The 22513-nt window shown below is 50.4% G+C and carries 26 protein-coding genes; 9 read left to right on the top strand and 17 right to left on the bottom strand.

The features are described from left to right. Positions 1 to 121 precede the first annotated feature (121 nt). Together G3255_RS09245 and G3255_RS09240 are read right to left on the bottom strand one after the other, a co-directional pair. Positions 122 to 1012: a DMT family transporter gene (locus tag G3255_RS09245; protein ID WP_211654208.1), complete on the bottom strand. Its 891-nt coding sequence runs from the start codon at positions 1010 to 1012 to the stop codon at positions 122 to 124. A 197-nt stretch (positions 1013 to 1209) separates the two neighbouring features. After that, a complete protein-coding gene (locus G3255_RS09240; RefSeq protein ID WP_211654207.1) occupies positions 1210 to 1605 on the bottom strand; it encodes a VOC family protein in 396 nt (131 codons plus the stop codon). Between the two features lie 267 nt (positions 1606 to 1872). On the opposite strand from G3255_RS09240, the gene G3255_RS09235 reads away from it, so the two are divergent. From G3255_RS09235 to G3255_RS09225, 3 genes are all read left to right on the top strand, one after another. Next, complete coding sequence (locus tag G3255_RS09235; protein ID WP_211654206.1) at positions 1873 to 3132, top strand: YeeE/YedE family protein; 1260 nt, start codon at positions 1873 to 1875, stop codon at positions 3130 to 3132. A gap of 238 nt (positions 3133 to 3370) precedes the next feature. Continuing rightward, positions 3371 to 4159 carry a helix-turn-helix transcriptional regulator gene (locus tag G3255_RS09230; protein ID WP_211654205.1) on the top strand — a complete coding sequence of 263 codons (789 nt, stop codon included), beginning with the start codon at positions 3371 to 3373 and terminating at the stop codon, positions 4157 to 4159. 37 nt (positions 4160 to 4196) lie between these two features. Beyond that, positions 4197 to 4745, top strand: a complete 549-nt coding sequence (locus tag G3255_RS09225) for a TVP38/TMEM64 family protein (protein WP_211654204.1) — start codon at positions 4197 to 4199, stop codon at positions 4743 to 4745. 47 nt (positions 4746 to 4792) lie between these two features. On the opposite strand, the gene G3255_RS09220 is transcribed toward G3255_RS09225, so the two are convergent. From G3255_RS09220 to G3255_RS09200, 6 genes are all read right to left on the bottom strand, one after another. Continuing rightward, positions 4793 to 6388 carry a long-chain-fatty-acid--CoA ligase gene (locus G3255_RS09220; protein WP_211654203.1) on the bottom strand — a complete coding sequence of 532 codons (1596 nt, stop codon included), beginning with the start codon at positions 6386 to 6388 and terminating at the stop codon, positions 4793 to 4795. Between the two features lie 200 nt (positions 6389 to 6588). Further along, positions 6589 to 6807, bottom strand: coding sequence for a GNAT family N-acetyltransferase (locus tag G3255_RS20395; RefSeq protein WP_442757076.1), 219 nt, complete (start codon positions 6805 to 6807; stop codon positions 6589 to 6591). Then, on the bottom strand, positions 6774 to 7151 hold the full coding sequence (locus tag G3255_RS20390) for a GNAT family N-acetyltransferase (protein ID WP_442757075.1): 378 nt from the start codon (positions 7149 to 7151) through the stop codon (positions 6774 to 6776). The genes G3255_RS20395 and G3255_RS20390 overlap by 34 nt, the downstream gene beginning before the upstream one ends. Before the next feature lie 160 nt (positions 7152 to 7311). Beyond that, positions 7312 to 9738 carry a DNA topoisomerase IV subunit A gene (gene parC, locus G3255_RS09210; protein WP_211654202.1) on the bottom strand — a complete coding sequence of 809 codons (2427 nt, stop codon included), beginning with the start codon at positions 9736 to 9738 and terminating at the stop codon, positions 7312 to 7314. After that, positions 9735 to 11705 (bottom strand): DNA topoisomerase IV subunit B, encoded by a 1971-nt coding sequence (parE, locus tag G3255_RS09205; RefSeq protein ID WP_211654201.1) that lies wholly within the window; start codon positions 11703 to 11705, stop codon positions 9735 to 9737. The genes parC and parE overlap by 4 nt, the downstream gene beginning before the upstream one ends. A gap of 117 nt (positions 11706 to 11822) precedes the next feature. Beyond that, entirely contained in the window at positions 11823 to 12236 is a 414-nt protein-coding gene (locus G3255_RS09200) for a CoA-binding protein (protein WP_211655809.1), read from the bottom strand. Positions 12237 to 12365: 129 nt separating this feature from the next. Here G3255_RS09200 and plsY point away from each other — a divergent pair, with 129 nt between their 5' ends. Then, entirely contained in the window at positions 12366 to 12956 is a 591-nt protein-coding gene (plsY, locus tag G3255_RS09195) for a glycerol-3-phosphate 1-O-acyltransferase PlsY (protein ID WP_211654200.1), read from the top strand. Positions 12957 to 12977: 21 nt separating this feature from the next. Further along, positions 12978 to 13274: a HesB/YadR/YfhF family protein gene (locus tag G3255_RS09190; RefSeq protein ID WP_211654199.1), complete on the top strand. Its 297-nt coding sequence runs from the start codon at positions 12978 to 12980 to the stop codon at positions 13272 to 13274. Between the two features lie 35 nt (positions 13275 to 13309). Here G3255_RS09190 and G3255_RS09185 read toward each other — a convergent pair whose 3' ends face one another. The 4 genes from G3255_RS09185 to G3255_RS09170 form a co-directional block, all read right to left on the bottom strand. Further along, on the bottom strand, positions 13310 to 13621 hold the full coding sequence (locus G3255_RS09185) for a hypothetical protein (RefSeq protein WP_211654198.1): 312 nt from the start codon (positions 13619 to 13621) through the stop codon (positions 13310 to 13312). Beyond that, a complete protein-coding gene (locus tag G3255_RS09180) occupies positions 13596 to 14045 on the bottom strand; it encodes an acyl-CoA thioesterase (RefSeq protein WP_211654197.1) in 450 nt (149 codons plus the stop codon). The genes G3255_RS09185 and G3255_RS09180 overlap by 26 nt, the downstream gene beginning before the upstream one ends. Before the next feature lie 151 nt (positions 14046 to 14196). Then, complete coding sequence (acnA, locus tag G3255_RS09175; RefSeq protein ID WP_211654196.1) at positions 14197 to 16911, bottom strand: aconitate hydratase AcnA; 2715 nt, start codon at positions 16909 to 16911, stop codon at positions 14197 to 14199. A gap of 130 nt (positions 16912 to 17041) precedes the next feature. After that, complete coding sequence (locus G3255_RS09170) at positions 17042 to 17572, bottom strand: DinB family protein (RefSeq protein ID WP_249222097.1); 531 nt, start codon at positions 17570 to 17572, stop codon at positions 17042 to 17044. Between the two features lie 227 nt (positions 17573 to 17799). On the opposite strand from G3255_RS09170, the gene G3255_RS09165 reads away from it, so the two are divergent. From G3255_RS09165 to G3255_RS09155, 3 genes are all read left to right on the top strand, one after another. Continuing rightward, positions 17800 to 18669 carry a site-specific integrase gene (locus tag G3255_RS09165; protein ID WP_211654195.1) on the top strand — a complete coding sequence of 290 codons (870 nt, stop codon included), beginning with the start codon at positions 17800 to 17802 and terminating at the stop codon, positions 18667 to 18669. A gap of 336 nt (positions 18670 to 19005) precedes the next feature. Next, the gene (locus G3255_RS09160) at positions 19006 to 19548 is read left to right on the top strand and encodes a cysteine hydrolase family protein (protein ID WP_211654194.1); all 543 of its coding nucleotides are present in this window, start codon (positions 19006 to 19008) and stop codon (positions 19546 to 19548) included. A gap of 95 nt (positions 19549 to 19643) precedes the next feature. Continuing rightward, positions 19644 to 19907 (top strand): GlsB/YeaQ/YmgE family stress response membrane protein, encoded by a 264-nt coding sequence (locus tag G3255_RS09155; RefSeq protein ID WP_068869160.1) that lies wholly within the window; start codon positions 19644 to 19646, stop codon positions 19905 to 19907. A 34-nt stretch (positions 19908 to 19941) separates the two neighbouring features. Here G3255_RS09155 and G3255_RS09150 read toward each other — a convergent pair whose 3' ends face one another. Next, positions 19942 to 20589: a lytic transglycosylase domain-containing protein gene (locus G3255_RS09150; protein ID WP_211654193.1), complete on the bottom strand. Its 648-nt coding sequence runs from the start codon at positions 20587 to 20589 to the stop codon at positions 19942 to 19944. Positions 20590 to 20737: 148 nt separating this feature from the next. On the opposite strand from G3255_RS09150, the gene mscL reads away from it, so the two are divergent. Beyond that, entirely contained in the window at positions 20738 to 21127 is a 390-nt protein-coding gene (gene mscL, locus G3255_RS09145) for a large conductance mechanosensitive channel protein MscL (protein WP_211654192.1), read from the top strand. Between the two features lie 48 nt (positions 21128 to 21175). On the opposite strand, the gene G3255_RS09140 is transcribed toward mscL, so the two are convergent. From G3255_RS09140 to G3255_RS09125, 4 genes are all read right to left on the bottom strand, one after another. Then, positions 21176 to 21733: an SCO family protein gene (locus G3255_RS09140; RefSeq protein WP_211654191.1), complete on the bottom strand. Its 558-nt coding sequence runs from the start codon at positions 21731 to 21733 to the stop codon at positions 21176 to 21178. A gap of 95 nt (positions 21734 to 21828) precedes the next feature. Then, positions 21829 to 21957, bottom strand: coding sequence for a YvrJ family protein (locus G3255_RS09135; RefSeq protein ID WP_083509135.1), 129 nt, complete (start codon positions 21955 to 21957; stop codon positions 21829 to 21831). Positions 21958 to 22017: 60 nt separating this feature from the next. Further along, on the bottom strand, positions 22018 to 22233 hold the full coding sequence (locus G3255_RS09130; protein WP_211654190.1) for a DUF2922 domain-containing protein: 216 nt from the start codon (positions 22231 to 22233) through the stop codon (positions 22018 to 22020). An 18-nt stretch (positions 22234 to 22251) separates the two neighbouring features. After that, positions 22252 to 22470 (bottom strand): DUF1659 domain-containing protein, encoded by a 219-nt coding sequence (locus G3255_RS09125; protein WP_058380731.1) that lies wholly within the window; start codon positions 22468 to 22470, stop codon positions 22252 to 22254. Positions 22471 to 22513: the final 43 nt, after the last annotated feature.

Below are 22513 nucleotides of genomic sequence, written 5' to 3'. Positions count from 1 at the left end.
ATGTTTTTTTAAAGTTGTCCATAAACCGCTCCGCTGGCTTCTAGCTGCAGTTTAGATTTAGTTGCTGCCTGTTATCGGTCTACAATATCCTTCATTTACATACAATCACTAATGTGCCCTTTCATATCGCTTTTCCAGGAATTGCCGCTTCCGGCCGCTTTTCCGGCCAGTTCACCATGAAAATGCCTGCAAAGATCAACACGCCCCCAATGATCAGCGACACCCCGACTTGCTCCCCTAAAATGAGCCATCCTGAGATGACGCCGAAAAATGGCGCCAGAAATAAAAAGGCGCTCACTTTCCCAGGATTGCCGTTTTGCAGCAGGAAAAACCAAATTGCAAACTGAATGATCGATGCCGGAATCGCCAGCCAAAAAATGATAAACAGCGATTCGGGATTGATCGTCAGTCGCTGGGTTTCCAACAAGCTGCTCGCCATCAGCAAAATCAAGCCGCCAAACAGCATTTGATACGCCGTCAGCACCCATGTATCGAACCGAATGCCCCAATGCTTGATCAACAACGTGCCGATTGCCCAGGAGACGGCACTGCCGAAGCCGAACAAGGTGCCGACTTCCAAGTTCACTTGGCTGCCCATCGTAATAAAAACGCCGAAAAACCCAAGCAGCACCCCTCCCCATTGAACCAATCGGTAGCGGATGCCGAGTGCGACAGTGCCGAAAATGACCACCAATAAAGGATTGGTGAACGTCAAAATGGCGGATTCCCCGGCCGTGATCGTCCGCAGGCTCAGGAAAATGCAGCCCATGACGCCAGCGGTCTGGAAAGAGCCGATGACGAGAATATACAGCCATTCGGAACGCTGCCGTGGGTGCTTGCGCTTGAACAGCTTGACGAATAGGGCCATCAAAATGCCCGCAATCGTGAAACGGATCCCGACCAACAGCAGCGGCGAGACGTGTTCAAGGCCGATTTTGCCGACCGCAAACGAAGAACCCATCAAACTGGTGGTGATGATGACGAGAAACGCGAAAAGGAATTTATTGTTCACAGTGCACCCGCTCCTAGCTGCATGAAAGAAATCATCCAGAAATAGTCAAAACCTTTGATCTATTCATCCATCGTACCGCAATTCCGCTCCACTTGTCTCCATATCGATAAAATCCACAGTTATTCATTCGCATGCCATAGAAAAAAACCGGAAGCGCCTCCTCATGTGCGCTTCCGGTTTCATCTTGAGTTACCGGCTTAAATGTCCATCACCAGAAAGTTCCACCGATGACCGTCCACATCCGAAAACCCCGCTCCGTACATGCCGTTTCGTTCACCCGGCGGTGCATAGACAGTGCCGCCTGCCTGTTCGATGCGGAACATGAAGTTATCGACTTCTTCACGGGTTTTGGCGGATAGCGTAAACAATACCTCAGAACCGATTGAGGTATCTGCTATGTCTTGCTGCGTAAAGGCTTTAAAACTTTCTTGCGGAAACAGCATTACATAGAGCTGTTGGCTTTCCACGTAAAACGCCGCCTGCTGGGCATTGCTCGAATCCGCCTTTGCCATCAAGAACCCCGCTTGCTCATAAAAAGCCTGGGCTGCCTGCAGATCCTTTACCGGCAAATTGATCCACAACGTATTGTCCATGGTGCTTCACCTCACTTCCATCACTAAAACCAAATGGCCAAAATCGTTGAGCATCCTCTGTTCATTAGTTTCTCGCCCGCCTCCTTCACCTAAAGGTAAAAGCAGTTTTTATTATCTTTCTATTCCCTGAATTCATTTTTACTAACCTCTCTGACAGGCACTAGCCGCGTGCTTGCCAAGTGCGAGCCGCTTCGTTGACTTTCCCTAAACGCTCCTTTAATATAATGTTTTATTCCCTACTATATCACTCAGAAAAGGATGTTTTACATGACGACTAGCACACGGGTCCAACCCGTCAATGAAGTAAACGATCCCGTCTACCGCGACACAACCGCCTTGAACGCACCGCAGAAATCCTTGATTGCCGGGGGCATTGCGGTAGCGGCGTTGTTGACGGTGTATTTACTCGCTACGCAGCATATCGCACAAACTGTGCTGCTTGGCATCGGGCTATTGCTCGGCTATACCTTATTCCATGCACGGTTCGGCTTTACCTCCGCATTCCGCCGCTTCATGTCGGTCGGAAACGGCCAGGCAATGCGATCGCATATGCTCATGCTGGCAGTCGCCGTGACCTTGTTCGCGCCGATTCTGGCGTATGGCTATTCATTCTTCGGCACCGGCGTCTCGGGATATGTCTCCCCGGTCGGCGTCAGCTTGGTGGTCGGTGCGTTCATTTTCGGCATCGGCATGCAGCTCGGCGGCGGCTGTGCTTCCGGTACGCTGTATGCGATCGGCGGCGGACGTTCGGTCATGTTCATCACGCTATTGTTCTTTATTATCGGTGCGACGGTCGGCGCGTATCATCTGCCGTTTTGGACAGAAGATTTACCGGCTTTTGAACCGGTGTCACTGGCCACCTCGACCGGACTTGGCTATGGCGGTGCATGGCTCGTGTCGATTGCGTTGTTCGGGCTTATTGCTTGGATTACTTTGATTATCGAGAAAAAGAAACGCGCACCGAAAATGGCGCCGCTTCCGACCACCACGGGATGGAAACGCATTTTCCGCGGATCTTGGCCGTTGTTCGCCGCAGCGATCGCACTCGCTGTATTGAACGCATTGACCTTGATGACGCGCGGAACGCCTTGGGGCATCACCTCCGCATTCGCATTATGGGGCTCGAAAATTGCTGAGTTCTTCGGCATGGACGTCGCAAGCTGGGGCTACTGGCAAGGGGCGAACGCCGCGATGCTTGAATCGTCCATTTTCGCGGATTCCACGACCGTGTTGAATTTCGGGGTCATCCTCGGCGCCTTTCTCGCATCAGCAGCTGGCGGCTTGTTCAAGTTCACCACAATCACGATGGGCAATTTCTGGGCATCTGTTGTCGGCGGCTTGCTGATGGGCTACGGGGCGCGTCTTGCGTTCGGCTGCAACATCGGCGCATATTTCGGCGGGATCGCTTCCTTTAGCTTGCACGGCTATATTTGGGGCATTCTGGCACTCGCCGGTACGTTCTTCGCCTTGTACTTGCGGCCCTTGTTCGGCTTGTCGGTCCCGAAATCCAACGATTCGGTGTGCTGAACAGTCACGATCCGTTTTTAAAAGAGGTTTCCGTTCACCGGAAGCCTCTTTTTTATGGGCATGCAGCGGAACATTCCTTTATTTCCAATAAAGTGGATCGTGCTTGTGCGAAACCAGTTGTGATTATCAATTCTTGCGGTTAATATAGTCTGTTTCGGTCTTTTCCCCGCAATTTTTCCGATCTTTTTCTCATTTCTTGCTATAATAAACATATTCTTTCCCTGAAAGTTGGCTGAACATGACCCGTACGTTTGAATTGCATGCCATTGAATCGATGACCGTCGCAACCGGAAAGTCCGCGCACATCCCGCTCCACCGCCACCAGCAACTGGCAGAATGGCTGTGGGTGGAATCGGGGGAACTTGAACTCACCGCAAACGCCGAATGCCTAACGCTTGGGCCAGGAGCACTTGCGCTGATTCCTCCTGGCCAATGGCACGCGCTGTCTTTTGCTTCAAGCAGTGAACAGCGCTATCAAAGACTGCTGGTCACGCATCCCCTTGAGTCAGTAAATAACGCGATCTGTTTCACTTATCCTGCTCATCCCGCTTTTCTCGCTTCCGTGATTGACGAACTGGGCCGTGAGCTGCAACATAGCGCTCCTGCTTCGTCGAAACAAGCACAGCTTTTGCTCCACTGGCTTTACGGGACTGCGGCAAAACCACAAAGCGTCCCGATTCAAGCAGCTATCCCTTCCAACATGGCGCCTATTTTGCATCACATGGAAGAAACCTGTCATTTGCCGTTTTCGCTTGAATCCACCGCTGCCGCTTCCGGACTCAGCAAATTCCATTTCAGCCGCCATTTCAAGGACTCGGTCGGCCGGACGCCGTTGCAATTCGTCATCAGCTGCCGCATGGAACGCGCGAGGCAGCTGCTCCTGGCTTCAGAGCAATCTGTGGCGGACATTGCCAGGCTTTGCGGCTACAAGAGCGCCACACAGTTTCACGCTGCTTTTACACGCCATCATGGCAGCACGCCAAAACGGTTTCGTGAGCAACAGCAAAACCTCGAGGCCAAGCGATGAGCGCATCTATTGGGCCGGTAAATAAGGTGACGCGCTAATGGAAGGGCTGCTCCGCTCGTTGGAATTCATCTTATTGTTAATCGCCAATATCGCCATCGGCACGCTTGGATTCATCCCGAGCCTTCTCATCACCCCAATCAACCTCGACCGCTTCGGGTTGATCGGCGGCAGCGCATTGTCCATCAGCGGGGAAATCTTCGGCGCACTGTTTGGATTTTGGCTGTACCGCTACGGGGCAAAGCATATCCCGGATGCGTGGCAGCAGCGTTCCTGGTTCCGGTTTTTCCGCAATCAATCCCCTGTAAGCGTTTGGTGGGCCGTATTGTCGCTGCGCATCTTGCCATTTGTCCCGTCCGGTGCCGTCACGGCAGGCGCTGCCTTAACACGGATTTCGGCGCCTGCTTTTTTCGCGGCGAGTTCGCTTGGGAAATTGCCGGCAGTGGCTATTGAAATTGCGGTCGCGTTCGGGTTGGTGTTGTGGCTGCCGCGCTCCCTGTTGTATAGCGTACTCGGCATGTGCTTGGTGATTTTGCTATTGATTGCGTTGATCCGTAAACGCAGCCCGAAAAAGAATGCTTCCCAATAAAAAAAGCGAGAGCTCCCGGTTGAGGAGTTCTCGCTTTTTTAGATGCCTTAATTGACTTTCTTGCCGCCGCCCCAATACATTTCACGTAATTGGAACTTCTGTAGCTTACCGGTTGCGGTTTTTGGCAAGGATTCCACGAAGTCGACCGATTTCGGCACTTTAAAGCGTGCCATATGATCACGCGTATAGTCGAGGATTTCCTGTTCGGTCACTTCCGCTCCCTTGTGGAGCACGATGATGGCTTTTGGCACTTCGCCCCATTTCTCGTCCGGTACGGCAATGACCGCCACTTCTGCGATCGCCGGATGCTTATAGAGCACGCCTTCGATTTCCGTAGACGAAATGTTTTCACCGCCTGAGATGATCATGTCTTTGATGCGGTCTTGAATTTCGATAAACCCGTCCGGATGCGTCACGGCGAGGTCGCCGGTATAGAACCAGCCATCGCGGATCGCTTCCGCGGTTTTTTCCGGGTCTTTGTAATAGCCCGCCATGACGACGTTGCCGCGGGTGATGATTTCCCCGAGTTCCTTGCCGTTCCAGGCGACTTCTTTTCCGTCTCCCTGATTAACGACTTTCGTTTCCCCGTTAAAAGCCAGTTCAATGCCTTGGCGCGCCTTGATGCTCGCTTGTTGGTCAGCATCCAATGCATCGAATTCGTTTTTCCATTCGCAGTACAAAATGAATGGAGAGGTCTCAGTCAGCCCGTAAACGTGCATCATGTTGAGGCCGAGTGTCTTTTGGGCTTTGGCAATCAGTGCCGCAGCAGGCGGCGCACCGGCCGTGCCCATGCGGATCTTGGTCTTCAATTCAATGGTTTTTGCTTTGGGTTCATTGACCAGCATATTGACGACCGTCGGTGCACCGCACAAGGAGGTGATGCCGTGGCTTTCAAACAGATCGAGGATGAGTGGCGGGTCGACTTTGCGCAAGCACACATGCGTGGCCCCAGCTGCTGTGATCGCCCAGACACCGCCCCATCCGTTCGTGTGGAACATGGGCAAAGTATGCAAATAGACATCGTCAAATTTGATCTCCAAATGATGCAGGAAATTGGCGCCGTTCAAATAATTCGTCCGGTGCGTCTGCATGACGCCTTTTGGGTTTGACGTCGTGCCGCTCGTGTAATTGAGCGACAGCATCTGGTTTTCATCCAGTTCCACAGCCGGCAATCGTTCATCGTCTGTGACCGCTCCGATAAATTCCTCGTAGCCAATGCCCGCAAGATTTGTCTCATGCCCTTCAGCCGGCGCGATAATATATTTCTCGATCGGCAAGTCGTCTTGGATCTCTTCAATGATCTTGGCGTATTCCGCATCGACAATTAGCATCTTCGCGTCGCTGTGCTTGATGATATAGCCCAAGTCTTTGGCAGACAAACGGTAATTGAGCGGCACGATGACCGCCCCGAGCGGCGGGATGCCATAGAACGCTTCGAGCATATAATGGGTATTCGGCAGCATCACAGCGACATGGTCTTGTTCCTGGATGCCTGCATTATGTAGGGCAATCCCCAACTGGTCAGAGCGGCGGGCAAACTCCTTATACGTAAAACGCTTGTCTCCGTCGATCACGGCTACTTTCTCCGGATAATATTTTGCCGCGCGTCGTTTCCAGTCCAGCGGTGTCAATGGTACGATCATTTCGAAAACCCCTCTCGTGTCTCTTGTGTCCAACTGTTATATATCAAGTATAGAAAGCCAAACACGGGCTGTCAACGGAATTTTCGGAATTGCAGGAAAAATCAAACAATAGATATTGTGTGTTATAGCACAATTTCTTTCACTACGAGCTAATCAATTTTGCATTAGCTGCTGACTAATTCGAGAGGAGCGGCAGGCATTCAAAACGGCGTGTCTTGTTGCGTCGTGCCGTAATCCTGTTTCAGTAGCGCCAAATACTCGATATCTTCATAGGCACCGTCCATGAAAAACTCCTGTTCGAACCGTCCCTCAAACGCCATGCCCGCCTTCTCAAGCACTCGCCTCGACGCTGGGTTGCGCGCGAGGCAGCGGCCGAATACGCGGTTCAGGCCGTGTTCAGTGAATGCCTGTTCCAGCACTCATCGGCACGCTTCTGTCGCATAGCCCTGCCCCCACTCGGCAGGATCGATGAAATAGCCGATTTCTCCGGAGTGATGGGCTTTTGACACCGCGACCAATCCGCAATTGCCAATATAGCGGGCAGGCTGGTCTTTCGTGAAGACTGCGTATTCAAAGGCGTGGCCGATGTCAAAGTTTTTTGGACATAGTCGAGCCACCCATCCAGCTGTTTTCTCGGATACGGATGCGGCACCATCAGCATCGTATCGGCAATTTCGCGTTTTTGAATCACGGCGTAAACGCTATCCGCCATGTCCGCTTGATAAGGCTTCAACCACAGCCGTTCGGTTTCCAATATCGTCATATACACGCCTCCTGTTTGGTGCTTCATATTGGCTTGGGTGCTGGCAAAAAGAATGTATTCAATACGCTATTCAGTAATCATTGTGGCGATTTTTCCAATGAATAGATGAATCTATAATAAAAAGGCGTTGAATGATTTATTCATTCAACGCCTTTTGGGGTTATTCGGTAACGGGCACTAAGTAAGCTGCCGTGACGGCGCCGTCTGTTGCTTCGTCTACGATAAACGACCCGTTGGAATAACGGTCGACCGCTTTCAGGCGGCCTGGCGCAATCGGGATGCGCAAGCCTTTGGCGGTTTCAAGCAGGATTTCTTCTTTTCCGGTTGTGCCGAGGACAGCAACTACACGGTGGGGATTGGATTTCAATTCCCGCAGCATGATGACCCCGCGTTTGGCACGGCTGCCGCTTTCGAATTCCGTCAGTTTCATTTTTTTGGCGGCTCCGCGCTGCGTCGCGAGCACGAGATCTGGCTGCTGTGCTGCATTGATCATGACCGCAGACACCGCCTCGTCGCCTTCTTTCAAGTTCAAGCCTTTGACGCCGGCCGTCCGCAGCCCTGTTACGGGCACTTCTTCGAGCGGGAAGCGAACGCCATACGCCATTTTCGTCGCCAAAAACAATTCGGTTTCGTTCGTCACGAGCCCTGCGAAGATCATGTCGTCGCCTTTTTTCAAGTTCATCGTCTTGATGGCGCGTGAATAGCGCTGCACCTGGTAGTCTTTCAGCGCCGAACGCTTCACCTGGCCGAACTTGGAGACGGTCAATATGGTCGCATCCTGTTCAAAGTCTTCAAACGGGAACACCGCGAGCACCGATTCGTTGGAGTCCAATGTGACGATACTCGACAAATGCTGGCCGAGGTCTTTCCATTTGATGTCCGGCAATTCATTGACGGGCTGGAACACGAAATTCCCGCCGGTCGTGAAGATCAAGATGGTATGCTGCGTATTGAGATTGCCCTCGAACAATAGATGATCGCTGTCTTTCATGGCGAAATCCTTGCCGTTCGAAGCGGCATACGAGCGAGGGCTCGTCCGTTTGGCGTAGCCTTCTTTCGTGACAGTGACGACCACTTCTTCACTTGGAATCATGATTTCACGCGTAATGGTCAATTCTTCAATCTTTTCTTCGATTTCGGAGCGTCTCGGCTCAGCAAATTTCTTGCGGATCGCCTGCAATTCCTTCTTGATGACGTTTTTCAATTTCGTCGCGCTCGTCAAGATACCGGTCAGCTCGGCAATCAATTTGCGCAAGCTTTCCTCTTCTTTTTCGAGCTCGGTGATATCGGTATTCGTCAGTCGGTAAAGCTGCAAGGAGACAATCGCTTCTGCCTGCGCTTCCGAAAACTCGAATTTCGCGATCAAATTGTTTTTTGCGTCGCGTTTGTCTTTGGACGCACGGATGGTCTTGATCACTTTATCGAGGATCGACAACGCTTTGATCAAGCCTTCGACGATGTGCATGCGGTCGCTTGCTTTTTGCAGGTCGAATTCCGAGCGTTTCGTCACGACTTCTTTTTGGTGTTCGATATAGGCATCGAGCATCGTCGGCAAGGTCATCATTGTCGGGCGGCGGTGATGGATTGCCACCATATTGAAGTTATAGCTGATCTGCAGGTCGGTGTTTTTGTACAAATAGTTCAAGATGCCGGCTGCCTGCACTTCTTTTTTCAATTCGATGACGATGCGAAGGCCCGTGCGGTCGGATTCATCGCGCACTTCGGAAATGCCGTCGAGTTTGCGGTCGAAGCGGTGGTCATCAATTTTCTTGATAAGGCTCGCTTTGTTCACCTCAAATGGGATTTCCGTGATGACGATCTGTTCTTTGCCGCCTTTTAACGGTTCAACGGCCGCTTTGGAACGGACGACAATTTTGCCGCGTCCCGTTTCATAGGCTTTTTTGATGCCTTCGACGCCTTGGATGATGCCGCCGGTCGGGAAATCCGGGCCTTTGATGACTGTCATCAATTCATCGATCGTTACATCCGGCTTGTCGATGCGCATGAGGACAGCATCGAGTGCTTCGTGCAGCGCATGCGGCGGGATGTCGGTTGCATACCCAGCGGAGATCCCAGTTGAGCCGTTGACGAGCAAGTTCGGGAAACGCGCCGGCAGTACGGTCGGTTCCACGTCCACATCGTCGAAATTCGGGATGAATTCAACGGTGCGTTTTTCGATGTCTCTTAACAATTCGCCGGAAATCGCGGAAAGCCGCGCTTCCGTATACCGCATCGCGGCCGGGGAATCCCCGTCCATCGAACCGTTGTTGCCGTGCATTTCCACAAGCATATGGCGGATTTTCCAGTCCTGGCTGAGCCGCACCATCGCTTCGTAAACGGAGCTATCGCCGTGCGGGTGATAGTTGCCGATGACGTTCCCGACCGTTTTGGCGGATTTCCGGAACGCTTTGTCGTTGGTATTGCCTTCGTGGTGCATGGCATACAGGATGCGGCGCTGTACCGGCTTGAGCCCGTCGCGGGCATCCGGCAGCGCGCGGTCCTGGATGATGTATTTACTATAGCGGCCAAACCGATCGCCGATGACTTCTTCTAAGGGCAGATCTTGGAAACGTTCGGTTTGTGTCATACGAGTTCCTCCTCAGCGTGAATCAAATCATTTTCGAGAATATTGCTGTCGTCTTCCAAGCCGAAGTCGACGTTGTTTTCGATCCATTTGCGGCGCGGTTCGACTTTATCGCCCATCAAGGTCGTGATGCGGCGTTCAGCGCGCGCGCCGTCTTCGATCGTCACACGGATCAAGGTGCGCGATTCCGGGTTCATCGTCGTCTCCCACAATTGGTCGGCGTTCATTTCCCCGAGGCCTTTATAGCGCTGGAGCATATAGCCTTTGCCGATTTTCTTGATCGACTCGTCAAGATCCGCTTCGGTCCATGCGTAATCGACGACTTCCTTTTTGCCGACGCCTTTCGACACTTTATAAAGCGGCGGCAGCGCGATGAACACTTTGCCGGCTTCGATGAGCGGCTTCATGTAGCGGTAGAAGAACGTCAACAGCAGCACTTGGATATGCGCGCCGTCGGTATCGGCATCGGTCATGATGATGACTTTGTTGTAGGCGATGTCGTCTACGGAGAAGTCGGAAGATACGCCGCCGCCGATCGCGTGGATGATGGTGGCGATTTCTTCGTTTTTCATGATTTCTTCCAATTTCGCTTTTTCGGTGTTGACGACTTTTCCGCGCAGCGGCAAGATCGCCTGGAACGTCCGGTCGCGGCCTTGCTTGGCCGAACCGCCGGCCGAGTCACCCTCGACCAGGTACAATTCGTTCTTTTTGGCGTTGCGCGACTGCGCCGGCGTTAATTTGCCGGACAATAACGTATCGGATTTCTTGCGTTTTTTGCCATTTCGAGCATCTTCCCGCGCTTTTCGTGCGGCGAGACGCGCCTGAGACGCCCGTATTGCTTTGCGGACGAGTGATGCACTGTGTTCGGCGTTCTCCTCGAGGAAGTACATCAATTGCTGGGAGATGACCGCATCAACGGCACCGCGGGCTTCGCTTGTGCCGAGTTTGCTCTTGGTCTGGCCTTCAAATTGCAGCAAAGCTTCCGGGATGCGCACCGACACGATGGCCGCTAAGCCTTCGCGGATGTCGGAGCCTTCGAGGTTCTTGTCTTTATCTTTCAATAAATTGATTTTGCGTGCGTAATCGTTGAATACACGGGTCATCGCCGCTTTCGCACCGGTTTCGTGCGTCCCGCCGTCGCGTGTGCGGACATTGTTGACGAACGACAGGATCGTTTCGGAATAGCCGTCGTTGAACTGGAACGCGAATTCGACTTCAAGGCTATCGCTCTGCCCTTCCATATACGCCACTTTGTGGAGCACGTCTTTTTCTTCGTTCAAGTATTCAACAAAGGCTTTGATACCGGTTTCATAAAAGAAGCTCTCACCGGTTTGGCTGCGTTCATCGATCAACTCGATGTTCATGCCTTTCATGAGGAACGCGGATTCGCGCAAACGTTCGCTCAATGTGTCGTAATTGTACTTGGCTACGCTAAAAATGCTTTCATCGGGCAGAAAGTGGATCAAGGTGCCCGATTCTTTCGTTTTGCCGATCTCTTCCAAAGTCGTGACGGGTTTGCCGCCGTTTTCAAAACGCTGGCGGTATTTGCGCCCGTCGCGGTGGATCGTCACTTCCAAAAAGCTCGACAAGGCATTGACGACAGATGCGCCGACGCCGTGGAGCCCGCCGCTTGTCTTGTAGCCGCCCTGCCCGAATTTCCCGCCGGCGTGGAGCACCGTCAAAATGACTTCCGGTGTCGGCTTGCCGCTTCTATGCATTCCGGTCGGCATGCCGCGGCCATAGTCGCGCACGCTGATGCTATTGTTTTCGTGAATGGTCACTGTGATGCGGTCGCCGAAGCCGGCAAGCGCCTCATCAACGGAATTGTCTACGATTTCATAGACCAAGTGGTGAAGCCCGCGGGCATCGGTCGAACCGATGTACATCCCCGGGCGTTTGCGTACGGCATCCAGCCCTTCTAGAACTTGGATCGCTTCTTCGTTGTATGCATTGCTGTTCGTTTTAGCCATCTATTTCCCTCCAACAAACATTTGTTCGTATACTCTCTTCTTTTAATCGTATGCCATTCCAGGCATTCCTGTCAATGTTCATAGAAAAAGAGCGCTAGGCGCCCTTCGTGAAAGCTGCTATTTCAGGATGGCATGTTCGACTTTGATGCAGCGGTCCATGATGACCGTGTGCCCGGCCGCGTGGAGGCGATTGAAGACCTCTTCATCGACGACGTTCAGCTGCGTCCAGAACACCGGCGCTTTGATCTTGAGGAAATCTTCGGCAATGGCCGGCAAGAATTCGCTGCGGCGGAACACATTGACGATGTCGACCGGTTCCGGAATGTCCGCAAGCGTCGCGTAGCTTTTCTCCCCGAGCACTTCATCCGCCATCGGATTGACCGGGATGATGCGGTAGCCGGCATCTTGCATGGCTTTGGATACCATATACGAGGTTCTCATCGGATTCGGGCTCAAGCCGACAACGGCAATGGTCTTGGCCGTGTCGAGCACTTCTTTGATTTCTGTGCGTTCTGGGTTTTTCAACAAAATCACCTGTCCTTTTAGTCTATCATACATGAAACGGGGCCGTTTGTTGAATAATCCGCCATCTATTGTTTCTGTCTCTTCGGTCATGGTAAACTGTAGAAAAGAAAACAGTGTACCCCAAAGGAGTCAATCATGAACATTTTGCTTCCGGTAATTATCGCTTATTTACTCGGATCCATCCCTTCAGCATTATGGATCGGAAAACTTTTCTACAACACGGACATTCGGACGAAGGGCAGCGGCAATTTAGGGGCGACCAACACATTCCGCGTGCTGGGGCCAAAAGCGGGATTTGTCGTCACCATCCTGGATATTCTAAAAGGCACAGCCGCGACGCTGTTGCCGCTCGTTATGGTGACCGATGTCCACCCGCTTATTTTGGGAGTCATCGCGGTCATCGGCCATATGTTCCCAGTATTTGCGCGCTTTAAAGGCGGCAAAGCCGTGGCCACATCCGGCGGGATCTTGCTCGGCTATCAATGGCCCTTGTTTTTACTCGCCGTGGCGGTCTTGTTGATTGCGTTGAAGATCACCAAGATGGTATCCTTGTCGTCAATCATCTTGGCTGTCGTCTCGGTTATCTATACGATCATCTACACGATCAATACCGGTGATTACCTGTTCATGGCTGTCATTTTTACACTGGCCACGTTCATCATTTACCGGCATCGCGCGAACATCGCGAGAATCCGGGCAGGCACCGAACCGAAGATCAAGTGGTAGAACCCGAAAGGACGTGTTTGCATGGAGATTCATTTGAGCAAAGATGCACGAGATTGGTTCCACAACGAAATGGAAGTCGCGGCTGGGGAAACGGTGCGGTTTTTCGTCCGCTACGGAGGCGCTGGTTTGCAGCCGGGCTTTTCGCTCGGCGTCACGAAAGACAGCCCTTATGAAGCAGTGGTCCGTCTTGAGGAAGATGACGTGCTTTATTTCATCGAAGAAGCTGATCAATGGTATTTCGATGAGCACGACCTGCACGTCACCGTGGATGATACATTAGGTGAATTGAGTTATTCATACGAATCAAAAGAAGCATGACGCGAAGTTGCGTCATGCTTCTTTTTTTATTCATTTTATTCATCGTTGTTTTTGGTTAAGCGATTCAACTGATCCAAGCGGCCTTCCGCTTTCAGGATTGCCGCTTGCCTGTCGCCGAATAAGTCGAAATGCGGGTAGTCATTGCGCAAATCCAGCCATTCGCGCCGCAAGCCGTAGCGGCTGCCCCAATCGGCGAGTTTATCGATGTCGCTGCAGCCCACTTTCGTTACCGTGGTGCAGCCGGGGAATCGATGGTCTACCCAGTAATGGGTAAGAAAGGAAATATGGCCGTCTTGCACATCTTGTTTCCAGCGTTCCAATTCAGGTCGTCGGATTCCGAACGCCATCTGCTGCCCCCCTTACCACTTCCTTGTATTTTGCATCCCATTCAGGTGCCACTTTGGCGAGCGGGACCGGCCGGAAAGTGTCTTTTTTCACCACGACATGTTCAGAGGTCGCTTTAGCGGCCAGTGTGCCATCTTCGTGGAGTACCTCGTAGCCGTATGTGGTCCGCAAGCGGTCGTGAGACTCCACCCAGGTTTTGACGCGTGCTTTTTGCCCGTAGCGCAGCGCTGCTTTGTATTGGATGGAGATGTCCGTCACCGGGGACAAGAATCCTTGCGATTCCATGCCGGCGTACGTAAATCCGAGATCCTCGATCAATTGAGTGCGCCCAAGCTCGAGCCAGATCAAGTAATTGGCGTGATAGACGACGCCCATCTGGTCCGTTTCCGCGTAGCGGATCTCAATTTCTTTTTCGCTTATGTACATTTTCTTCACCTCTCTTCTAGTATACAGGACATGCCTTGCGATCAAAAAGCACAAGGTCCTGAAGCTGTGTTTCTCACATTTCGCCAGATTCCATGTCAATGCGATTCTCCCCAAAATAAAAAGGCCGCCCGAAGGCAGCCTTTTTATTTTTTTATGCTTCTAGCAATTTGTTGCGGAGCACCATTTGCAGGATGCCGCCGTGACGGAAGTAGTCGACTTCCACTTCAGAATCGAAGCGTGCGAGGACTTTGAATTCCGTGACTTTGCCATCTTCAGCCGTAGCTGTGACCGTCAGTACGTCGCGCGGTTTCACATCGTCGGACAAGTTGACGCTGATGGCTTCGTGGCCTGTAAGACCAAGAGAATCAGCGCTGTCGCCGTTGACGAATTGAAGCGGCAAGACGCCCATCATCACAAGGTTCGAACGGTGGATACGCTCATAGCTTTCCGCGATGACTGTTTTGACGCCCAGAAGGAATGTTCCTTTAGCAGCCCAGTCACGGGAAGAGCCCATGCCGTAATCTTTACCGGCTAGAACCACAAGGCCAGTGCCTTGCTGTTGATACTTCATGCATGCATCGTAGATCGGCATAACTTCGCCAGTCGGCCAGAATGTCGTGAAGCCGCCAGTTGTGCCTGGTGCGACTTGGTTACGGATGCGGATGTTCGCAAACGTACCACGCATCATGACTTCGTGGTTACCGCGACGGGAGCCGTAAGAGTTGAAATTACGCGGCTCAACGCCGTTTTCACGCAAGTACAAGCCAGCTGGTGTATCTTTGCCGATTGCGCCTGCCGGTGAAATGTGGTCTGTCGTGATGGAATCAGCGAATTTCGCCATGACACGAAGGCCGGATAGCGGCTGGATCGGTGCCGGTTCTTTCGACATGCCAGTGAAGAACGGCGGGTTTTGGATATACGTAGAATTGTCATCGAATGCATACAATGAATCATCGTTTGTTTCGATGGCGTTCCACTCAGCGTTCTCAGTGAAGACATGCTCGTATTCTTTACGGAACAATTCAGGCGTTACCGTGTTGTGTACAACGTCTTTCACTTCTTCAGTTGAAGGCCAGATGTCTTTGAAGAATACATCATTGCCGTCTTGGTCTTGACCGATTGGGTCCACTTCGAAGTCGATATCCACTGTACCAGCAAGTGCATAAGCTACAACAAGCATCGGGGATGCCAAGTAGTTTGCTTTTACAAGCGGGTGGATGCGTCCTTCAAAGTTACGGTTACCGGACAATACAGATGACACGAGCAAGTCGTTTTCAACGATCGCTTCTTCGATTTCAGGAAGGAGCGGGCCGGAGTTACCGATACATGTTGTACAGCCGTAACCGACCAAGTTGAAGCCGATTTGGTTCATGTAGTCAAGCAGGCCAGAATCGCTCAAGTAGCCTGTAACGACTTTCGAACCTGGTGCCAGTGACGTTTTCACGTATGGCGGCGGCGTCAAGCCTTTTTCAACTGCTTTTTTCGCAACTAAGCCAGCGCCGAGCATAACGTACGGGTTGGACGTGTTGGTGCAAGATGTGATAGCAGCAATCGCCAAAGCGCCAGTGTTCATTTCAGCTGTTTTGCCGTCGTTGAATTTAACAGTCGCTGTTTTGTTGATTTCGTTTTGATCCAACGCGAAGCCATGCGGGCCTTCTGGAGCGGTAACCGCTGTGTTGAACTCTTTTTTCATTTGAGACAATGGAATTAAATCTTGCGGGCGTTTCGGGCCGGACAAGTTCGGTTCAATTGTCGTCAAGTCGATCTCGACAAGGTCCGTGTAGATCGGATCTTCGTTGTCGACTGTAAAGAACATATCATTCGCTTTTAAGTATTCTTTCGTGACAGCGATTTGCTCTTCAGTACGGGCAGTCAAACGCATGTAAGTCAATGCTTCTTCATCCACTGGGAAGAATCCGCAAGTTGCGCCGTATTCAGGTGCCATGTTGGCGATCGTCGCACGGTCTGCAAGCGGCAATGTCGTAACGCCAGGTCCGAAGAACTCGACGAATTTGCCGACTACGCCTTTTTTACGCAAAGTTTCAGTGACTTTGAGTGCCAAATCCGTCGCCGTTGCGCCGTTTGGCAATTCACCAGTCATTTTCACGCCGATAACTTCAGGAATCGGGAAGTATGAAGGCTGTCCGAGCATGCCTGCTTCCGCTTCGATTCCGCCGACGCCCCATCCAAGAACGCCGATCCCGTTGATCATTGTCGTATGGGAATCCGTGCCGACAAGTGTATCCGGGAAAGCTTCGAATGTGCCGTCTTCGTTTGGAAGAGCGTGGACAACATTCGCCAAGTACTCAAGGTTTACTTGGTGGACAATACCAGTTGCTGGTGGAACCGCACGGTAGTTGTCGTATGCTTTTTGAGCCCAGTTAAGGAATTGGTAACGCTCTGCATTGCGTTCGAACTCAAATTCCATGTTCGCGCGCAGTGCATCTTCAGTGCCGTAACGGTCAACTTGTACTGAGTGGTCAATAACCAAATCAACTGGAATTTCAGGGTTGATTTTGTCCGGGTCGCCGCCCATTTCAGCCATTGCTGAACGAAGCGCCGCTAAGTCGACCACTACCGGTACGCCGGTGAAATCTTGAAGGATGACACGGGAAGGTTTGAATGGCACTTCCGCTTCTTTGTTCGCGTCCTTGCCCCATTTCGCTAGTTCTTCTACATGTTCGTCTTTGATGACATATCCGTCGTGCTGACGCAATACGGATTCCAATAGTACTTTTACAGAGTACGGAAGGCGAGATACTTTCGCGATCCCTGCTTCTTCGAGTGCAGCGAGACGATAATAATTATACGTCTTGCCATTGAGCTCGAACGACGTGCGGCTGTTGTGCAAACTGCTCTTTGCCATAATCGTGTTCCTCCTTTAAATCTTCTGAAAAGGCGTGTAACCGCGTCTTTTCTCCTCTTTCATCATACCGAAACAATGTGCATAAGTAAATTACATTAAAATTATACATTCCGATAAGTTTTACTAATGACTATTTGTTTTTCTCATCGATTTTTCTTAAGGTCTCTTCCAGTTGAAGAAAATGGCGTTTCTCATGGTAGCCGACAAACGGAAACCATTGAACGAGCGGCACGTCACCAAAAACAGGATGGGGCATGGAATTGTTTTTTAAGGTGTCTTCGTCCGTATGGGAGTAAACTTCATACAGCCGGTTTCTCGAAGCCGTCAACTTCTCTTTCATCTCATCGAAACGAATGAATTTTTCCTCAGGCACCGTATGTTTTGGCGCTTCTACTTTTACTTTGCGGCTGACCGATACTTGAATCGGTTTCTTCAAAGCTTTTTTCTGTTGGTTTTTCTCTGCTGTTTTTGCGACTCCAGCGGCAATCGTCTCCTCCATTTTATGGAGATGATCCAAAATCTGCATGGCGGACCATTCACTGGCCGACGGTTTTTCATTAAGTTCCGTGTCGCTATACGATTCCACTTTCTTTAAGATGGTATGCCGTATTCTTGCGGTTTCTTCATTTTGCAATTGCTGCACCTCATTTCTATTTCCCATTATCTTTCTTTATACCCGCTTTGTCGATTATCATTCGTTTTTTCATTTTCCATTTTAACTGCTTGCTGGCTTTTTTTGATTTTTATGTAATATCCTTAAGTAGTTTATTACTTATGAATGAATAACGAACTTTTCAAGTCATTTCCTTGCCTGGCAAGGGAAAGTACGTTCTATATTGCCTCAAAACTGGTACAATGAATAAAACCCAGTTAAAGAGGTGAATGTCCATGCCATACGGTTATGAAAAATACAGGTTGGATAACGGCATCAGCCCCAACACAGTGGTCCATGAAGTCCAATTGATCCGTGCGCTTTTTGCCTTTTTGCGCAAAACCTATAAAAAATCAGTGGAGCCGCACGAAATCCGTCCTTCCGACATTCAACAATTCCTATTGGAACAAAAAGAAGCCGGCATCAAGGACAGCACCTTGAACCGCAAATTAATATACATCCGCCGCTGGTTCGATTATATGTGGCAGATTGGCAAAATCCCGAATGATTTTATGCCGAAATTCAAGTTAAACCATAAGCTTGATTTAAAGCCCCATGACATCGAGGTTGATTACGCACATCTTTTGGAAAAGAAACCGGATGTGCTGAAGTCTGCGAAGCTGCCGCTCAATGCCAAACTGCTTTACGTCTTTTACCTCAAGGGCTTGCGCCTTCGCGATATGGTGACAATCGATATCGATAATTTTTTGACTGACGCAGACGGCCTCCATCTGGACGTCGAGAAGAAAGACGGCTATCACTGCACGCTGCATTTTGATGAACACGAAGAAGCAGTGATGGAACAAGGGATCGAACGGGCGAAAATGCGCGGCACGTCCTTCCTGCTGTCGTCGAAAGTAAAAGACCAATTCACCAACTTCCAGATGGGCTCCCTGTCCGACTACACAGAGGCACTCGCCGAATTTGTCGGCGCCCCGATGCGTTCGGGTGATATCCGCTTTGCGTATGTACATCACTTGTATGCGGTCGAGCACAAGAATCTAGAGGAGATCCAGGAAATCCTCGGTGTCTCCCTCGATTCCGCTTCCCGCATGCTGAAGGATTCACTTGTGCGCATGAAACGCCAAGCCCATCCCCCTTCATAAAAATGCACCCATTCCATTTGGAGTGGGTGCATTTTTATGAATTCGGTTTAATTTTGGGTGATTCCCTTCCGCCGGTCCACTTGTTAGGCAAAAAAACCAAAATCGAGCGCAAAGCTGAAAATGATGAGTGTGTGGATGACTGTGAACCATAGTCCTTGTTTATTGAGTTTTTCCAGGTTTTCGTATTGCATGTGACACACCCCTTTTCTGTTTTGTCTATTATATGTATTTTTCAGAAAATTGGCAAGATAATAGTTTGCGTTCCCCTCCTTGTTGTGTCTGTTAACAGTTATAGTAGAAACAGGTATACTATAACTAAAATTGGAGGCGATTGACATGAAAAAAGCATTGCTGGTAGTGGATTATACGGTGGATTTTGTCGCGCAAGACGGCGCATTGACATGCGGCGCACCCGGCCAGGAAATCGAGGAAGCGCTATGCTTCATCACAGAGCAATTTATCGAAAACGGCGATTTTGTGGTCATGCCTGTGGATCTGCATGAAGAAAATGATCCCTATCACCCCGAAACCAAGCTCTTTCCTCCCCATAACATCAAAGGAACAGATGGCCGCAAATTATACGGCCGTCTCCAGGAAGTATACGACCGCCATCAAAAGGACATTATCTGGATGGACAAAACCCGTTACAGCGCGTTTGCCGGAACCCGCCTTGAACTGATGCTGCGGGAGCGTAATATCGAAGAACTTCATATTATCGGCGTTTGTACAGACATTTGTGTGCTGCACACAGCGATCGATGCCTATAATGAAGGGTATCAAATTGTCATCCACGAACAGGCCGTTGCAAGTTTCGATGATGCCGGCCATCGGTATGCCATGCGGCACTTTGAAACTATTTTAGGCGCCCAAATACGATAATATTTACTGTTCCATGTTTTAAAAGTCCTGAATGTGGTTATACCTAGAGTGTAGCACTCATAACAATAAAACATTTTGAAGGAGCTGGAAGAATCATGGGAATCATTTTATATCTAATCATGGGCGGTATCATCGGTTGGCTAGCCGGCCTAATCCTCGGGAAAGACATTCCTGGCGGCATCATCGGTAACATCATTGCAGGTATCATCGGTGCATGGCTAGGCGGCTTGCTTCTAGGAGACATGGGACCAGTCATCTGGGACGTAGCAATCATCCCGGCATTGATCGGCGCATTGATCTTCGTCTTCGTTCTTAGCTTGATCCTTGGATCAATGAACAAAGGACGCAAACGCGCATAATAAAAAAGAGTGGACTTCGGTCCACTCTTTTTTATTATGAATTATTGTATTGTTCTTCAAAAAGCCCGTAATAATGAAGGATGTCTTCTACATACTCATCGCTATGGTTGTAGCGGTAAATCGCCCGCTCCAAATCCCCTTCCGCCGCACCGTTTTGTGCCAGATAGTTGGCGGCGCTGTGGAGTGCATCTTCTAGGTCGTACGGGTCAGCTAAACCGTCGCCGTTGGCATCCACGCCGTAGCCTCCGTATTTCGCAATGACTTCCGGATTGGTTTTGTCTGCTTGCGGAATTTCTCCTTGTCCTTGACCGGAACACGTGGGATGGCTCCAGCCGACAAACGTGCAGGGCATGAACTGCATATGTCCTTCTGCCCCTACGGGTGACAACAAGGGATCCATCGTCGAGAATTTCGTCTCGATGCGGTGATGGGCAGCCAGTAGCGTCCATGGAATTTCGTAACGATCGGCCGCTTCCTGGTAAAGCGCAATGTTTTCTTCCGGAAATGGCACTTCAAACACGCGGTCCTGCCCTTTTTGCACCGTTTCCTTGACGGTGTCGCCATAATAGGAATACGCCACTACCGCAATGAGCGTGAAGCCCACAATCGCTGCCGGAACAAAAGCCAGTAACAAGAGGAATCTCAAAACTAGCGAGGATTTTTTTCGTTTTGTCTGTTTCATATGTTCACACCTATAGTTTCATTTGCCTCAGTTTACCACAGCCGCACCGCCTTTGCCCGTATGCCGCCAGCAATTGGCATAACCTCAAGCAGGAGAATAATTATTCGGGAAGAATATGTATAATGGGAATTGGAAGGAGGAATAACCTATGTGGGAAGATTTTAAGAAATTCGCTTTAAAAGGGAACGTTCTGGACTTGGCAGTGGCGGTGGTCATTGGCGCCGCATTCGGGAAGATTGTTACTTCACTTGTTGAGGACATCATCATGCCTGGCGTGGGGATTTTACTCGGTGGATTCAGCGTCGAAGATTTGACTTATACATTTAATGGTGCCGAACTCCGTTATGGCGCGTTCACACAATCCGTTATCGACTTTTTCATTATTGCGTTCTCCATTTTCCTGGTGATTCGTTTATTTACACGCATGAAACGCCAAAAAGATGTGCCGGCGGAAGAAGAACCGGCAGTGCTCGACAAGAAAGAAGAGCTGCTGATTGAAATTCGCGATCTTTTATCAAAAGAAAAAACCGGCCAATGACCGGTTTTCCTTAAGCTGCCGAATCGATTCGGCAGCTTTTTATTTATTTCACCCTGCCAGTTCCTGCATGTCTTCAATGATTTCCGCTGTCGGCACTTGTTCAAAACCGTCGTAATTGCCCACGACTTCCCCTTCTTGGTCAACCAGGTAAAAGGAAGTTCCGTGGATGACCTGGTCGCTGTTCGGATCGTTCTTGACCAAGGATTTAAAATTCTCCGTCGCAAACTCCGCAATTTCATCCTGCGAATAACCCGTCAGTAAATGCCATTTGCTTTCATCGGGAATCGGGTAATGCGACAAATATTCCTGCATTTTCTCTGGCGTATCTTGTTTTGGGTCTACGCTGAATGCGATAATTTTATAGTCGCTCAAGCCCTGCGCTTCCATTTCCTTCTGCAAATCTGCCATATTGAAAGTCATCGGCGGACATACCGTCTCACAATTTGTGAAGACAAATGTTGCCAGCCAAGGCGTCCCTTCCAATTGCTGTTTGCTTACTTGCTCGCCGCGGTGGTCGGTGTAATTGAAATCTTCGACCGTATCCGCGCCGCATGCTGCGAGAAACAACATCAGCGCCGACAGCAGCACCGCCCATTTCCACTTCATATCATTGCCCCCACTCTCGTAACTGCCTATATCATAGCCGAACAAAGACCTGAAAACAATCCAGGTTCCCGCTTTAGAAATCACAACTTTGTGAATTACGGCGTCTTCATCGTAATGAGCGCGTCATGGATCGCCACAAGCTTGCCCTCCACACGGTGCATCAGGTAAAACGAAACGAATATCGGAAACCCGAGTTCCTGTATCCACTGCATCCACTCTTGTATTCCAGCGCCTCCTTTCCTTCTAAAAAAAACCTTCCCGCTATTGCGGGAAGGTCCTGTTCATTAGACTTCGTATTCGACGATAGTGCGTTCGACGACGCGTGCGCCTTTAGCGAGCGCAAACGGCGATCCGCCGACTTCAAAAATGTTCTGGGCGACTATCGTCTGCATACCGGTGATGATTTCCTGCGCCGTCAAGTCTTCGCGCGGTTCATCGACCGTCAAGGTGACCGCTTTGTTTGCAGCCGTTTCAAAAATCAATTCCAATGTTTTCGCCATGTGTCCCACTCCTCTTTATTATTGGTAGATGCTTGAACCGGAGATTTTCTCCAATTCCATAAGCGGTTTCGTGCCGAATGTTTCCAACACTTGCGCTGCCTGGAAAATCCCATCGGCAGTTGCCGCTTCCGCCACGTTTTGGTACGCTTTCACTTTGCGCTTTAAGCGCCCTTGCTCATCAAGCCCGTTGTCAAACGTCAAGCGCATGCTTGCGTTCTTAAAATCGCTGAATGCCATATTGCTCACCCCCTTTCATTCGCTATATAGACATAAACGCGAA

It is taken from the genome of Planococcus sp. MSAK28401, assembly GCF_018283455.1.
Taxonomy (GTDB): domain Bacteria; phylum Bacillota; class Bacilli; order Bacillales_A; family Planococcaceae; genus Planococcus; species Planococcus alpniumensis.
This window is presented reverse-complemented; position numbering and strand designations above follow the sequence as displayed.

Coding starts and splice junctions, on each gene's coding strand:
- G3255_RS09240 (WP_211654207.1), bottom strand. CDS start 1,605: ATGGACAATACGTTGTGGATCAATTTGCCGGTAAAGGATCTGCAGGCA.
- G3255_RS09235 (WP_211654206.1), top strand. CDS start 1,873: ATGACGACTAGCACACGGGTCCAACCCGTCAATGAAGTAAACGATCCC.
- G3255_RS09230 (WP_211654205.1), top strand. CDS start 3,371: ATGACCCGTACGTTTGAATTGCATGCCATTGAATCGATGACCGTCGCA.
- G3255_RS09225 (WP_211654204.1), top strand. CDS start 4,197: ATGGAAGGGCTGCTCCGCTCGTTGGAATTCATCTTATTGTTAATCGCC.
- G3255_RS09220 (WP_211654203.1), bottom strand. CDS start 6,388: ATGATCGTACCATTGACACCGCTGGACTGGAAACGACGCGCGGCAAAA.
- G3255_RS20390 (WP_442757075.1), bottom strand. CDS start 7,151: ATGACGATATTGGAAACCGAACGGCTGTGGTTGAAGCCTTATCAAGCG.
- parC (WP_211654202.1), bottom strand. CDS start 9,738: ATGACACAAACCGAACGTTTCCAAGATCTGCCCTTAGAAGAAGTCATC.
- parE (WP_211654201.1), bottom strand. CDS start 11,705: ATGGCTAAAACGAACAGCAATGCATACAACGAAGAAGCGATCCAAGTT.
- plsY (WP_211654200.1), top strand. CDS start 12,366: ATGAACATTTTGCTTCCGGTAATTATCGCTTATTTACTCGGATCCATC.
- G3255_RS09190 (WP_211654199.1), top strand. CDS start 12,978: ATGGAGATTCATTTGAGCAAAGATGCACGAGATTGGTTCCACAACGAA.
- G3255_RS09185 (WP_211654198.1), bottom strand. CDS start 13,621: ATGGCGTTCGGAATCCGACGACCTGAATTGGAACGCTGGAAACAAGAT.
- G3255_RS09180 (WP_211654197.1), bottom strand. CDS start 14,045: ATGTACATAAGCGAAAAAGAAATTGAGATCCGCTACGCGGAAACGGAC.
- acnA (WP_211654196.1), bottom strand. CDS start 16,911: ATGGCAAAGAGCAGTTTGCACAACAGCCGCACGTCGTTCGAGCTCAAT.
- G3255_RS09170 (WP_249222097.1), bottom strand. CDS start 17,572: ATGGGAAATAGAAATGAGGTGCAGCAATTGCAAAATGAAGAAACCGCA.
- G3255_RS09165 (WP_211654195.1), top strand. CDS start 17,800: ATGCCATACGGTTATGAAAAATACAGGTTGGATAACGGCATCAGCCCC.
- G3255_RS09160 (WP_211654194.1), top strand. CDS start 19,006: ATGAAAAAAGCATTGCTGGTAGTGGATTATACGGTGGATTTTGTCGCG.
- G3255_RS09155 (WP_068869160.1), top strand. CDS start 19,644: ATGGGAATCATTTTATATCTAATCATGGGCGGTATCATCGGTTGGCTA.
- G3255_RS09150 (WP_211654193.1), bottom strand. CDS start 20,589: ATGAAACAGACAAAACGAAAAAAATCCTCGCTAGTTTTGAGATTCCTC.
- mscL (WP_211654192.1), top strand. CDS start 20,738: ATGTGGGAAGATTTTAAGAAATTCGCTTTAAAAGGGAACGTTCTGGAC.
- G3255_RS09140 (WP_211654191.1), bottom strand. CDS start 21,733: ATGAAGTGGAAATGGGCGGTGCTGCTGTCGGCGCTGATGTTGTTTCTC.
- G3255_RS09130 (WP_211654190.1), bottom strand. CDS start 22,233: ATGGCGAAAACATTGGAATTGATTTTTGAAACGGCTGCAAACAAAGCG.
- G3255_RS09125 (WP_058380731.1), bottom strand. CDS start 22,470: ATGGCATTCAGCGATTTTAAGAACGCAAGCATGCGCTTGACGTTTGAC.